Origin of the sequence: Candidatus Contubernalis alkalaceticus (assembly GCF_022558445.1) — a bacterium.
GTDB lineage: Bacteria > Bacillota > Dethiobacteria > SKNC01 > SKNC01 > Contubernalis > Contubernalis alkaliaceticus.
This window is the reverse complement of sequence record NZ_CP054699.1, coordinates 679,059-692,925: the sequence shown is the minus strand read 5'-3', so window position 1 is coordinate 692,925 and position 13,867 is coordinate 679,059. Positions and strand designations below refer to the sequence as shown.

Sequence of the window (13,867 nt, the reverse complement as noted above, 5' to 3'; positions counted from 1 at the left end):
CCTTCTTTTGCTAAAATTACTTTTAAAATCTTATTTTTATACAGTCCGCCCGGTTCGACTCGTTGAGATGAGCCCCAAACCGAAACCGAAGTAGACGACCTCATCAACCCCGAAAGTGCCTCTTTAGAAAAAAACTGATAACGTTGATGTTGGAATTCGTTCTATTTCCGTTTCCGCCGCATCAATAAGCCTGTTCCGAATAAAATTAATCCCCAGTAGGTCGTCAATAGGGCATTCCCGCCGGTTTTAGGCAATTTTGCTTCATGATTTATATCCTTGACAATCTCTTTTTCATAACCATTGGTGATGGTTGTCATTGCAGTCTGATCTGCTGTCACCTGTACGGTGCCTTCCCCGCTAACCGTCCATTCGCTGCTCAACCCGTCCTGGTTCTCGGTTACGGTGTATACGCCGGGGACAAGGTTTTCCCAGGTAAAGGATTTCCCGTCTACGAATGTCCTGGTCGCTAAGAAACCCTCCGGCCACGTGACCGTGATCTCAAATGACGGCAATGTCATGTCACCGGTATCACCGCTGACAACCTTGGTTACTGTTAAGGAACCGGTGGCCGGGGCATCGGACACGTAGCCCCAATAATGGGCAGCGTCTGTATCACTGTAGGTCACCCCTTCGTGGTCTCCCGTAGCAGTAGCCGTGTTTTGATGCTGCCCCTCCTCGGCCGTCTCTTCCAGGATATACTTGAAGTCGCCGCCGACCGGCAGCGGGTCGGTCAGGGCTGCACCGCTAAGATCATAAACGTTATCGCTAAGCGTGATATCGGTTAAAGTCACATTGCCGGTGTTGGTAACAACAAACTTAAAGAGCACCTCGCTGCCTACCTCGACAGAAGGACCGGGTGCGGACTGAGCATCATGCCAGGTGTCGCCGCCGTCAACGGAGACGTACTTTTTGACGCTGATGGCCGGGGCATCGGACACGTAGCCCCAATAATGGGCAGCGTCTGTATCCCCGTAGGTCACCCCTTCGTGGTCTCCTGTAGCAGTAGCCGTGTTTTGATGCTGCCCCTCCTTCGCCGTCTCTTCCAGGATATACTTGAAGTCGCCGCCGACCGGCAGCGGGTCGGTCAGGGCTGCACCGCTAAGATGACCATAAACGTTATCGCTAAGCGTGATATCGGTTAAAGTCACATTGCCGGTGTTGGTAACAACAAACTTAAAGAGCACCTCGCTGCCTACCTCGACAGAAGGACCGGGTGCGGACTGAGCATCATGCCAGGTGTCGCCGCCGTCAACGGAGACGTACTTTTTGACGCTGATGGCCGGGGCATCGGACACGTAGCCCCAATAATGGGCAGCGTCTGTATCACTGTAGGTCACCCCTTCGTGGTCTCCCGTAGCAGTAGCCGTGTTTTGATGCTGCCCCTCCTTCGCCGTCTCTTCCAGGATATACTTGAAGTCGCCGCCGACCGGCAGCGGGTCGGTCAGGGCTGCACCGCTAAGATGACCATAAACGTCATCGCTAAGCGTGATATCGGTTAAAGTCACATTGCCGGTGTTGGTAACAACAAACTTAAAGAACACCTCGCTGCCTACCTCGACAGAAGGACCGGGTGCGGACTGAGCATCATGCCAGGTGTCGCCGCCGTCAACGGAGACGTACTTTTTGACGCTGATGGCCGGGGCATCGGACACGTAGCCCCAATAATGGGCAGCGTCTGTATCACTGTAGGTCACCCCTTCGTGGTCTCCCGTAGCAGTAGCCGTGTTTTGATGCTGCCCCTCCTTCGCCGTCTCTTCCAGGATATACTCGAAGTCGCCGCCGACCGGCAGCGGGTCGGTCAGGGCTGCATCGCTAAGATGACCATAAACGTCATCGCTAAGCGTGATATCGGTTAAAGTCACATTGCCGGTGTTGGTAACAACAAACTTAAAGAGCACCTCGCTGCCTACCTCGACAGAAGGACCGGGTGCGGACTGAGCATCATGCCAGGTGTCGCCGCCGTCAACAGAGACGTACTTTTTGACGCTGATGGCCGGGGCGTCATCGTCGGGGTCATCGGGAGGTGTACAACCCACAACTGTGATGGTATTAGTATCCAGAGTGACTGCTCTCATGGCTAACAGCTGGCCTTCCACCTCAACACCGGTAGTCGCTGTTATGTCTTGCAAGGCCAGAATATGCCCCACAAAAGTGGAGTTTGTTCCTAAGGTCGCAGAGCTTCCGACCTGCCAGTAAACCTGGCAGACCGTGGCTTCGCCGGTTAGGACAATACTGCTGGCTGATGCTGTAGTGAGCGTTGACTCCATCTGGAAAATAAAAGCATCATTCGGGTTATCAGCGTAGAGTGTAAGTGTGCCTGTTAACTCAAAAGTTCCATCAGCTGAATCGTAAACACCGGGAGTCAACTCCTGGCCACCAAGCTGTGTAGGAATTTCGGTGGCCCCCTCTCTTGTTTCAGCATCGGTATAAGCAGTTGACAGATCGTCTTGGGCTTTTTGTGCAACTTCATTAGCACGGTATACACCTCCGCCAGTTTGAACCACGTTTTCCTCACCAGTGTATGCGGCACTTGGATACACCCCTATATCACCATAGATCGTGGTAGTTTCTACTTCGCCGGCAACGGTAATCGCCGAGGCGGCTAAAATCGCAAAAGATTCGGCTGTTCCGAGGTTCACCTTTTGTTGGGCTGCAATACCCACTGAAGGCATCGTAGGCACAACCAACGTTACAACCAGCAATAGCAACAGTAATAATGGTATAAATTGTGCCTTCTGAATTCTTTTCATAAATTATTGACTCCTCTCAAATTTTGAGTGGTGAATCCCAAAAATCATATGTTCTCGGCGCTGCAGCAGTTCTTGAGCTCATAATTATTTCTCTTTTCCACCATTTCCTAGCTTATTTTTGGTGGCAGGTGCGTAAACCAACAAGGGGTGCTGTCTTCAATATCTCCAACCCAATCAGTGTCCGCAGTAATTATCCGCCTTCATAGATTTTCTTATCTGAATTTAAATTACCTGGCAACATATAGCACAATCACTGCACTCAGGAAAATCCCAATGAAGGTTGTAAGGATCAATCCAGTAAATGTCCATAACATTCTTTATCATCCTTCCTTTATGATCTTAATCTTCAGCCAAAGCAACTGTAATCTTAGTTAATTTGCCGCTTGAAGTATTTCCATTTGGCCATCCTAAAAAAACTTCCCATTTGACAAAGGCCTGATAGGCAGGAGTGTTGATGTTAACAGCGGAGAAACTTATAAAGACCTCTAGGACTTTGTAAACCTGTTGTACTGATTTAACAATTCATCTAATTTTTGGCTTTTTCTTACAGTTACATCGCCACTCAAAACGCTGTTCTTGTACGATTTGTTAATATCCGTTCTCTTTTTTTCGATTAGCATTACCAGACTTTTTAAGTTCAATTAATTCACATCCTTAAATGAAAACTTCAACTAGCGGGTTCCCCCAGTTGAGTGCGTTCATATGGTTATACTGTTACAGACAGGGTGCAGCATTACCTTCGTCCGCATCTTTTCTTTAAATTCTACCGGCCTTGCCTGGGGAAAAATCATAGGGCACACCTCCCTAGGTTAGATTTATGTTACTAATTCATAATTAAAGCATATTTTAATGTTATCAAGGAAAATACGTAGAAATCTATTAGCAATTTCCATATTATTTCTTTTTTTCTTTTATTTATAAATAAATAAAAAAAGCCTCATAATTTATGAGGTTTCTCGAAAGCAAGCCTAACACTTATGCTGTTTGTATCGGATTCAATTGCCCCGACAAGTTTGATGTTTTGCTCCATAGTGGAGTATTATTAAAAGAATAATGTTTGAGCCGGAAAAATTTTGTCAAAAAACGGTATTTACCTATACAAAGTCCCGTACTTTTTGGGGCTTTTAAAAATATGCAAAGTTGTTTTAAGATAGATTGTGTCAGGTTACATTAGCCCAATCAGCATGGCAAACAGCATGAGTTCCTCTTTCTCATACAAGCTTAGCTTTTCCATCAGGTTCTCTCTGTGCTTATCCACAGTTTTTGGCCTTATGTTCAACAATTCCGCAATTATCTTACGGCCGAGGCCCTTGGCCAACAGCTTAAAAACTTCTTTTTCTCTAGCAGTAAGCTTGTTGTACACCGCCAGGCGCTTGCGGAAAGTGATATCCTCAAAAGTTATAAAAACCTGAAACGGCCTGTCTTCACCGGGCATAAACTGCGGCACCGCAGTGATATTTAGCCAGACATAACGGTCTGTTTTTGGTGACAAGACCCCCATGACCACATTGTGCATTGCTTTACCCGTGCGAAGGGCTGCCATGGAGGGGTGTGTTTCCCCCGAGAAATCAGTTCCGTCCTCATGGATAGCCCTCCAGCGAAGATCTGTCGATGTTCTTGCCTGTATTTGATCTATCGTTAGACCCAGAATACGTTCAGCTGCTGGGTTAGCTGATATGATTTTTCCATCCTGCCCATAAATCAGAACACCCTGTGCCATGGTTTCAAATAAGGTGCGGTATTTTCGCTCGCTTTCCTGCAGCAATTCTTCTGCCTGTTTTTGTGCCGTGATATCTATCAGGGCGGTGCGGCATTCCCGCCCATCCTTGCATACTCTGCCCTCAATATGGACATAAATCGTACCACCTCCCTCTTTTTGCAGTTCAATCACAAAGGTTTCCTGGGAGTGGCTACTGAATATTTTTACCAGGAAGGCGGTAAACACAGGCCGAGAATCAGCAGCGATGAACCGTAAGAAATGCTGGTTTACCAGCCGGGAGCGGTCTACCTCGAGCATACGGGCCCCGGTCAAGTTAACTTGCAGAATCATGCCGCTAATGTTTAGAGTAAAATAGCCTACGGGAGCAAAATCATAGAGATCGGTATATTGGACAAGAAATGACTCCAGCTCTGAGCGTGCCTGCTGCAGCTCCTCGTTTTGCATCTCCAGTTCAATTTGGTGCACCTCCAGTTCGTGGACGATTCGCTGCAATTCTGCTAGTGACGCAGGAGCGGTTACCTTTTGCATATGTTTTTGTAACCGTTTCTCTGCCAGGCGGCGCAGTTCTTCTACCGAGTTGATTTTGTCCCCGCTCATGAAGGTACCTCCGGTGACTCGTCATTTTTCATGGTTGCATTTGAATTTTCTTTCTTATTTTTCTGCTTCATTTCTGACTGCAGTCTCTTCTTGGTTTTATTCAACTCCGCTTCTTTATTGGTTATGCGTTTTTTCAAATCAGCTTGGGTTTGTCGCAAAACAGCTTCCAGTTCCTTAGAGACAGTGATGTCTGTAAAGGTGAGGACTAAGCCGTCAATTTTATTTTCAAGCGTGCGATAAGGCATAATACGTACCGTACACCAGCGCCCATTGCTGGTAGTAACCTCTTTTTCCACGAATACTAGTGTCCGCAGCACTTCTTCGGCATCTATGGCCAGTTCCGGGTAGACCAGGGTAGATACAATGTCAGTGATTGGCCTCCCCACATCACCTGGTATCAGTTTGAAAATTTTGGCCGTCCGAGCGGTAAAACGCCGCACACAAAGAGCATTATCCAGAAATAAGGTGGCAATGTCAGTGCTTTCCAGCAGATTTTTCATGTCGTTATTTGTTCGAGACAGTTCATCTACTTTCGTTTGCAGTTCGTAGTTAACCGTCTGCAATTCTTCGTTTAAGGACTGCAGTTCTTCCTTGGACGTGGTCATTTCCTCATTAGAGGACTGCAGTTCCTCGTTGCTGGATTGCAATTCTTCGTAGGCTAATAAGAGCTCTTCCTGGGAGGATTGCATCTCTTGACGAACACCCTGCAGCTCTTGGAGAGAGTGCTGCAGATCTAACTCCAGTTCCGCTACATGACTTCTGTTGGCAGTTGTGTGACTGGTTTTGCCTGTTTCTTTCGTTTTTACAGGTACTCTTACATCTGTAAAGACAATCATGACCAGGTGCCGCAACGCTTCAGGCTCTTTAAGCGGCTCGATGGTAATGTCTACTACCTGCTTTTCACCCTCGGTTCCTATTTTAACGTTTTTCAGTGCTATGGTACTATTTTGACTGACTGCTTTCTGAAAAGATCTGCTAAGCTTGTAGCCCAGGCTTTCATGGGTCATGACAAAAATATTCCAGTTAGCCTTGCCGGCTGCCGGCTCCAGGTATCTGCCAACCCGTCCACTGGTATAGAGAACATCTCCCATTTCGTTGACCATCACGGCGGCAGGAGAGTAGCGCTGCAGGATCAATTGGTTGGCCAAATTCTCCAGGTTTGGGGCTTGCTTCCACTCCTTGGGCAATGCTTTACCAGCACCCGGCTCACCGGGTGGAAAGCGGAACCGAGGAGAGGGGAATTGAAATAGCTCTTTATGCTGCGTGGACGACTCCAGTCGCCTGTAGAGCCGGGATTTCCCCTTCAAGGACTCGAAAAGATCGGTTAAAATACCGATTGTTTCCGAGCTACCCAGAAACAGGAACCCGCCTTGATTTAAGCTGTGATGAAAGAGAGCCAGAAGCTTTTTTTGCAACTCTTGAGTCAGGTAGATGAGCAGGTTGCGGCAGCTTATGATATCAATCTTGGTGAAAGGTGGATCCATGATAATATTCTGGGGGGCAAAAACTACCATATTACGGATCTCTTTCCCTACCCGGTAACCGCCATCCTCCTTAATGAAAAAGCGGCGCAGCCGTTCCGGGGAAACATCTGCAGTAATGTTGGCTGTATAGAAACCCTGGCGGGCCTTTTTAATGGCGTCTCGGTCAAGGTCGGTGGCAAAGACCTGAAACGAGAAGCCAGCGGTTGGTTTGGCGTATTCCAGCGCCTCTTTAAAAATTATGGCCAGGGAATAAGCTTCCTCCCCTGTGGAGCAGGCGGGCACCCACGCCCGCAGCGGTTGATCAAGCGAGCGCGTGGCAAATAGCTCTAGAATTGCCTGTTTTTTCAATTGCTCCCACGCCTCAGGATCGCGAAAAAAACTGGTCACACCGATTAAGAGTTCTTTGAACAGCACCTGCAGTTCCTGGGGGTTTTCCTGCAGGAAGCGGATATAGGTTGCAAGATCGTTAATCTGGTGGATACCCAACCGTCGCTCAATACGGCGGTAGACGGTGGTTTTCTTGTAGAAGGAAAAATCGTGGCCCGTTTGTGAGCGCAGCAGGATAGCAATTTTTTCAAAAGTATTGCTGTCTTTGTCTGTCAGGCCCTGCTCTAACCCGCCGATCACGGGCTTGTGTTTAAGATAAGCAATGGCTTTAAAGATCAGCTCCTCCGCCGGGGCCACCACGTCAACTAAGCCTGTGTTGATAGAGCTTTTGGGCATGCTATCGAATTTTGCCGAGGCTGGTTCCTGGACTAAGACCATGCCTCCTTTTTCCTTAACGGCCTTGAGGCCCAACGTACCGTCTGTCCCCATACCTGAGAGGATAGCTACGATGGCTCGCTCCCCCCGATCTTCGGCCATGGAGCGAAATAAATAATCAATAGGCAAACGAAGACCGCGCGGCGCTACCGGCTCGAAAAGGTGCAGCGCCCCGTGGAAGAGAGACATGTCCTTGTTTGGCGGAATAATATAGACGCAATTCGGCTGGACTGCAGTTTGTTCCTGGGCCTGAAAAACCAGCATGGGGGTAACACGTTTAAGCAGCTCCACCATGGCACCTTCTCGCGTCGGGTCCAGGTGCTGAACCACGATAAAAGCTATACCGCTTTTTTCCGGAACATTCCCCAAAAAAAGCTCCAGGGCCTCCAATCCTCCGGCTGAAGCGCCGATACCGATAATGGGAAAGTCTGCATCCAGCGTCTTTACTTTCGTGGTGCTGAACTGCTCACTGGTAGAAAAATTCTTTTCTTTTTTTCCATACTTTTCCTTATTAATCATTTTTATCATTCCTTTTTATTGTTATCCAGAGAATAATTAGTATTTTTCAGAATTTCCCGAGAGGTCTGCAATATTTTCTTTATAAACCCGGTTTCCTTTAAATACGACAATATTCCTTATTATTCCTGCTTTTGGATATAACATTTCTTGCACTACCAGGTAAAATATACTTAATCTTCTTATGTTGGTAGAATCTGGGTTAGCAGCCCGTTAAATAAGTGTTATATTCTCGAGCCCACATGATCAAACAATTAGTAATTGATGCTATGAATCAATCTATCATGCATGAAAGACCGCAGAGGAGCTTATATTTCATTCTGCCAGAAGTTCAAGACCCGTTCCCAGGCCAAGTTAGCAATTATTAATTACATTTTTTTGGGTATAACTCTAAACGAATTCATAGTTACCTAAATGATTTATCTCCGATGGAATTTGAGCAGCAATACTAAAAAATCAAATAAATCAAATATTGCTGATAGATTTGTGAGCACTCTGTTTGATATTATGCTGATAGGTTCAAATATGATCTGGTATCCGAAATCTATTAGTAAGGAGGTATACCCGATGTTTTTTCCTCATGGCAAGAAAGGTAAGGTTGCAAGATGGGATGCACAGATTGCCTTTGTTAGCAGTTGCGTGCCTCGATTTTCTGTTAATACTCGGGGTTTTTTGAAAATGTAAGCTAGACCCGACATTGTTAATGGGCTTTAATCGAGTATGTGCAAGAATAACTTAAAAAGGGGGTTATCCTAATGATTTTGAAAAACTCTAAAGACATTAGCCTTGATAACGAAGATGATCGCTCTATAAAAATATTTGAAAAATCAAATTATAGAAATAGAGAAAAAGACATTAAAGACATTATCCTTGACAGCGATGATTCCAATTTGAAAATATTTTTAAAGAAATAGCTGGGTCTGGTCAAAAGGGAATCGTTTTAATAAAGCAGGTTTCTGGTTTATGTCAAACTTATGGTATTATTGTTCAGCAAGTAGAGCTTGTTAACCTAATACTAACGAAAGGGGTGAAACAATATGTTATGGACAATTATTTTTATACTCGTAATCTTATGGTTGCTGGGTCTTTTTACAGCTACCGGTGGTGCGTTAGTACACATTCTATTGGTAGTTGCACTGATTGTGATTGTAGTACAGTTGCTTCAAAGCAGAAGAATATAAAACAACAAATATCTCATTCGCAGCATTTTGGTTTGATGTAACACGCTGAAGATTATACCCAGGTGCGGAATCCGATGATATTGTGAAAAGCTAAAAACAGGGTAATGGTCATATTGCCCAGGGAAACCAGCAGGGAATGAACCTTTACGCCCAGGCCTATTTCTTGCCGGTGCCAGGTCCTAATTGACTGAATGAGTCCTCCCAAAGAAGCCAGCCCAAACAACAAGGTAAGCAAAAACAGTAACACCGACCATATGGTAATCCGCCCATAATGCTGAATGGGGTCTCCTGCCATGGTGCTTAGAACTACGACAACCGCCATTCCTATAAAGGACAGCGCCGGCAGAAGTGGGAGAATCCTTACACTGAGGTACTTTGCGTTTTTCATCTTTCCAAAGAGCTTCATCGGCGCCCAGACTGCTGCAAATAACAAGGAGCTAAGCATTAACAGGAATGATGCTGCAGCCGCTGTCAGCCGTGCCCAGTATTTCCAGGCAGGGATAGAACTGAGGTTTACGGATACCGGGCCGCCATATCCCTGCATAAACCATCCAGAACCGTCGTCCTTTTGTATAAATACTGTGGTGGAAACCGGTTCTCCTGTCCCCCTAAACTGTCCATCCTTAACCGGAATCAATGCCTTTCCTCCTCCCATGAGAGGCCTTAAGCTCAAATTCTCACCCTCTATTTCAATCTGTGTTAAACCCAGAATCACTTCCAGAAAGCGGGATACCTCCTGCCGGGGAGTAAAGGTTTCATAGAAGCCTGTATACTGCTGCATCTCATCTGCCGTCATTTCCACAGCAGGGGCAGCTGGGTTTTCCAGATCCCTGGTTACGTATCCCCTTATAAGCCGGAGAATTTCGTTAAAAGCTCTACCGTCCGGTGCGTTGATAGAACAGAAATAGCCCAGTCCGTGTTCCGGAAGGTAACCGTAACTGGATAAAAACCCGTCAATCCCTCCGTCATGACCGTAAAAAAGGAATCCATCTACAGGGGTAACATAACTTCCTGGACCAAATCCTACATCCAGGCCCTGTTCTGCTGCCAGCGTTGTTTCCGACCGCTGAAAACGGGCGATGGAATCAGGAGATAATACCTTATTTCCCTGGAAACCACCATGGTTTAAAAGCATCTGCAGGAAATTTCCCATCTCTCGCGGAGTAACATTTATGGAACCGGAGGGGCGCATGATAATGTGGGTGTAGGGCATTTCCGTTACCCCATCGGGCTGGTAACTTCTAGCCAGTCGTTCTTCAGCTGTTGGAGTTAAGAAAAAGGAAGCAGTTTCCATTCTTAATGGGCTGAATAAATTCTCCTGAACCAGTTCTTCAAAGGATTGACCCGCTGCTTTTTCTGCTGCATATGCAGCCACTGCCGGGCCTGCATTGCTGTATGAAGCATGCTGGCCGGGAGCCCAGCGCACTACTCTAGAACGGGGATTGTACTCAAATGCCTCCGGCAGGGTAATGTCCGGATCTGAATGGGCGGTTTCTCTTAAAGAAAGGTCATCATATCCTGCGGTATGTTCCAGCAGGTGCTTGATTCTTATGGGGTTGGTTTGCTCCCAGGGGTTTGTGGTAGCAGCTTCCGGTGCCAGGTCCTTTAATTTATCCTCCAGGGAGATAAGGCCTTTTTCCTGCAGCCGCAGTATGGTCAGGGCAGTAAAGGATTTTGAAACAGAACCTACCCGAAACATGGTTTCCTCTGTCACCTCTCTGCCGCTTTCCACATCAGCTGTGCCCAGAGCCCCCACCCACAGAATATTATCCCGGTCCGTCAGCACGAAGGCAGCGCCGGGAGCATTGTTCTGCTCCAATACCTTCTCTATACGGGACTCCAGCTCCTCCAGGGTTTGGGGTATAGAGTCCGGCGAATCCTGGCCTGCCGCAGGGATACCGGAAATCAATACCCCCATAATAAGTACTACCATAATTAATTTTTTCGCATAAAATTTCATTTCTCTTCCTCCTTCTCATGATAAACTTTCTGTTTTGGTGTACATTTCTCAATGAACATCAATTAATTTCCTCCACCGGCAGTTTGAAAAAAAAATTAATTATTACCTTACAGATTCATATATTTTACAGCCATGCACAGTTCTAAAGCCTGAACCGGTACATGGTAGATTACCTTTCCAACGAAATTCTGGGATCCGTGGAACAAACAGAAAAAGAATTTCTTCTAAAAACCTCTATTTTGAGCTATTTTAACAGCTCTATATGCGCTGCACTTTTAGACATCCCGGAAGTCAGGGCAGAAAATATCATTGACCGGCTGGTGGAGAAAAACCTGTTTATCGTTGCTTTAGACCCACAGGAGGAGGTTTACCGGTACCACCAGGTCTTTGGAGAGTTTTTACAGCTCCCCCTGCATAAACATGACCCAGAAATTAACATAGCCTTTCATGCAAAAGCTGCAGAGATATATGAGAGCCGTGGAGACCTGGAGGAAAGCATCAAGCACCTGTTTCAGGTAGGAGATTACTCCCGGGCCCTGAAGGTCATTGAAAAGATGGGGCAAAACCTGAAGGGATGGACTTACCTTAAGCAAATTCCCCTGAAACATGTGGCAGAAAACAGGGAACTGGCTATCCAGAGGGTATTTGTACATTTTTGCAGCATGGAACTGAACCGCTGCACGGAGCTCATCAACTACATGGAGGAAAATATTCAAGATAAAAGCACTTTAAGGATCCTTAAGCTGGCCCTTTCCTTAATTGAAGATGCCGATTTAGTCGGTGAGATTGAGAACAGCTGGCTGGAAGACCTGAAGGCCATGGAAATCAGCCCTGTTACCCGGGCAATCATATACCTTCATATTTCTCTGTTATTGGGAATCCAGGACCGTTACAAACAGGCGCTAAATTTGTTGGAACAGGCAGAAGCCATTGAAAGAAAATTTAATAACCCTTACATCAATTACTATGTGCTGAATATGAAAAGCCAGATAAAAGAATCACTGGGAGACCTGAATGACTGCCTGTATTTGTATGATGAAATAACTCAACTCCAGAAAAGTAATCCAATTCTTTCTCCCCTGGCAGGAAACAGCTTGATTGGTGCCGCAGGAATTTACCTGAAACGAATGCAGCTGAAGGAAGCGGAAAACTGCCTGAGCAGAGCACGGAAACTGATGGACCGCAGCTACACTTCCCTGGACAGGGGATATGTATTTAATATGATGGAACTGAAAGTACTGATGGGGGAACACCAGGAAGCATTACAACTGATCCAGGATCTTATGAATTTTGAAATCTATAAAAACCCTCTCTACTTTTCCGCAGTATTAAAATACCTGATGTATATGGGTCAGGCTTCAAAGGATATGCTGCAGGAATACCTGGAGGTTTACACTACCTTTCAAAAAAACCATTCCCTGAGACATGAAGACAGCCTGGTCTATTCCCGGTCCCTGTTGTTATTGGGGAAGGGGCGTCAGGCTCTGCAGCAGGTAGAAGACATTCTGGAAACAGCCCGCAGGGAAGGGATTAAAACTACGCTGCTGGAAGCACTGCTGTTAAGAGTGCTGATTCTCAAAGATCAAAAGGAAGAAAGCCAGAAGAACATCCTGAACCTGCTTCGGGAAGCAGTTCACTACAGTTACGAAAACCAATTCTTATCCCCTTTTGTAATGGAAGGAAATGAACTAAAGCAAGATCTGAAATTATTATTGGAGCAGAGAGGAAAAGACTTGAATCTTCAAGAAAAAAAATTCACACCGGCTTCTTAATACTCCCGGTCAAAAGCATAAAGAAGACCTGTTAAGTGAAAGGGAAATGGAGGTCCTGCAAACACTATCTACCGGCGCATCCAACAAGGAAATCGCCAAAAAACTCTGCATCTCCCTGTCCACAGTTAAAACCCATATCATAAACATTTACTCCAAACTCCACGTATCCAACCGGGTAGAAGCAGTGGAGACGGCACGGATGAAAGGGATTTTAGATTAACTGTTTGGGGATCCAAACCCTGGGCAGTATTTACCATCTTACAGGATTTTTTAATTCTAAGAGAATCTTTCCTGGCCGCCCTGGGTTACAGTTTTTTTATCCTTCTGGTTTTAGGAATTCAAGGGACTTCCCTGGCTGCCGGCGCTTATATCATAGAAACTTTGACCATCAATGATCAGCCGAAACCCAAAGCAGTCAAAATGCATTCAAGAAGAATTAGACCATAACAACAGGCCATGGGGGCTATAAATTAGCCTGCCATGAAAATCTAAGATTCCAAAACTAATTTTCTATTTGGGAAAATATCTTTCAATTATCTTTTTTACATCTCTAAGCCATGATTGCCTTTGTTCCAGGGAGCTGGTTACCATAACTCCATACGTCTTTCTATGGAAGTTTTTAATTCCACAGAAATCAAAAATACAGGCTTTCCAGATACTTTCCAACGGGTCGCCAAAAACCTGTTTTTCCCTTTCCTCAGGTGTGTCGGCCGTGTTAAATACTATGGCTGTTTTTGCTTTTAATAGACCATCAGGTACTCCTTCTCCACTGTCTCCCTCTAAAAATTCATATGCTACTCCCGGTCGAATAACTCGATCAATCCATCCTTTTAAAATTGCCGGCGGCTGCCCCCACCAGTTGGGGTGAACGATTACGATGCCGTCTGCACCTGCAATTTCATTACAGTGAGTTAAGATGTCCAAGGGAATTAAAGCATCTTTTGGTATTTCTTCAACAGGCAGAACTGGATTAAAGTTCTCCGCATACAGGTCATAATAATATACTTCATGCCTGTTTTCCCTTAAAGTATTTAACACTGTATTTGCTATGGCATGATTAAAGCTGCCCATTCTTGGATGGGCTAAAATTACTGACACTTTCATTTGTGAAAACCCTCCATTTTA

10 protein-coding genes and 1 pseudogene are annotated in these 13,867 nt (G+C 45.7%); 5 read left to right on the top strand and 6 right to left on the bottom strand.

What is annotated here, in order from left to right:
* Positions 1-161: 161 nt before the first annotated feature.
* The 4 genes from HUE98_RS03275 to HUE98_RS03260 all read right to left on the bottom strand — a co-directional run bounded on the left by HUE98_RS03275 (position 162) and on the right by HUE98_RS03260 (position 7,832).
* A complete protein-coding gene (locus tag HUE98_RS03275) occupies positions 162-2,750 on the bottom strand; it encodes an ice-binding family protein (protein WP_241422459.1) in 2,589 nt (862 codons plus the stop codon).
* 485 nt (positions 2,751-3,235) lie between these two features.
* On the bottom strand, positions 3,236-3,370 hold the full coding sequence (locus HUE98_RS17925; RefSeq protein WP_407080296.1) for an aspartyl-phosphate phosphatase Spo0E family protein: 135 nt from the start codon (positions 3,368-3,370) through the stop codon (positions 3,236-3,238).
* A gap of 545 nt (positions 3,371-3,915) precedes the next feature.
* Complete coding sequence (locus HUE98_RS17555) at positions 3,916-5,067, bottom strand: helix-turn-helix transcriptional regulator (RefSeq protein ID WP_277623702.1); 1,152 nt, start codon at positions 5,065-5,067, stop codon at positions 3,916-3,918.
* Entirely contained in the window at positions 5,064-7,832 is a 2,769-nt protein-coding gene (locus HUE98_RS03260) for a chemotaxis protein CheB (protein WP_241422458.1), read from the bottom strand. The genes HUE98_RS17555 and HUE98_RS03260 overlap by 4 nt, the downstream gene beginning before the upstream one ends.
* Positions 7,833-8,215: 383 nt before the next feature.
* Between HUE98_RS03260 and HUE98_RS17920 the strand changes: the two are divergent.
* The 3 genes and pseudogenes from HUE98_RS17920 to HUE98_RS17915 form a co-directional block, all read left to right on the top strand.
* Positions 8,216-8,281, top strand: a pseudogene (locus HUE98_RS17920) (IS3 family transposase); the annotation flags it as partial.
* Between the two features lie 303 nt (positions 8,282-8,584).
* The gene (locus tag HUE98_RS03255; protein ID WP_241422457.1) at positions 8,585-8,743 is read left to right on the top strand and encodes a hypothetical protein; all 159 of its coding nucleotides are present in this window, start codon (positions 8,585-8,587) and stop codon (positions 8,741-8,743) included.
* Between the two features lie 123 nt (positions 8,744-8,866).
* Positions 8,867-9,010 carry a lmo0937 family membrane protein gene (locus HUE98_RS17915; protein ID WP_318036517.1) on the top strand — a complete coding sequence of 48 codons (144 nt, stop codon included), beginning with the start codon at positions 8,867-8,869 and terminating at the stop codon, positions 9,008-9,010.
* A gap of 52 nt (positions 9,011-9,062) precedes the next feature.
* Here the strand turns inward: HUE98_RS17915 and HUE98_RS03250 are convergent, their stop codons facing one another.
* Entirely contained in the window at positions 9,063-10,970 is a 1,908-nt protein-coding gene (locus HUE98_RS03250; protein ID WP_241422456.1) for a serine hydrolase domain-containing protein, read from the bottom strand.
* A gap of 161 nt (positions 10,971-11,131) precedes the next feature.
* Here HUE98_RS03250 and HUE98_RS03245 point away from each other — a divergent pair, with 161 nt between their 5' ends.
* Positions 11,132-12,742, top strand: a complete 1,611-nt coding sequence (locus tag HUE98_RS03245) for a MalT transcriptional regulator family protein (protein WP_241422455.1) — start codon at positions 11,132-11,134, stop codon at positions 12,740-12,742.
* The gene (locus tag HUE98_RS03240) at positions 12,708-12,962 is read left to right on the top strand and encodes a response regulator transcription factor (RefSeq protein ID WP_407080295.1); all 255 of its coding nucleotides are present in this window, start codon (positions 12,708-12,710) and stop codon (positions 12,960-12,962) included. Before HUE98_RS03245 ends, HUE98_RS03240 begins: the two co-directional genes overlap by 35 nt.
* 290 nt (positions 12,963-13,252) lie before the next feature.
* Here the strand turns inward: HUE98_RS03240 and HUE98_RS03235 are convergent, their stop codons facing one another.
* The gene (locus HUE98_RS03235; protein ID WP_241422453.1) at positions 13,253-13,846 is read right to left on the bottom strand and encodes an NAD(P)H-dependent oxidoreductase; all 594 of its coding nucleotides are present in this window, start codon (positions 13,844-13,846) and stop codon (positions 13,253-13,255) included.
* Between the last annotated feature and the right edge of the window lie 21 nt (positions 13,847-13,867).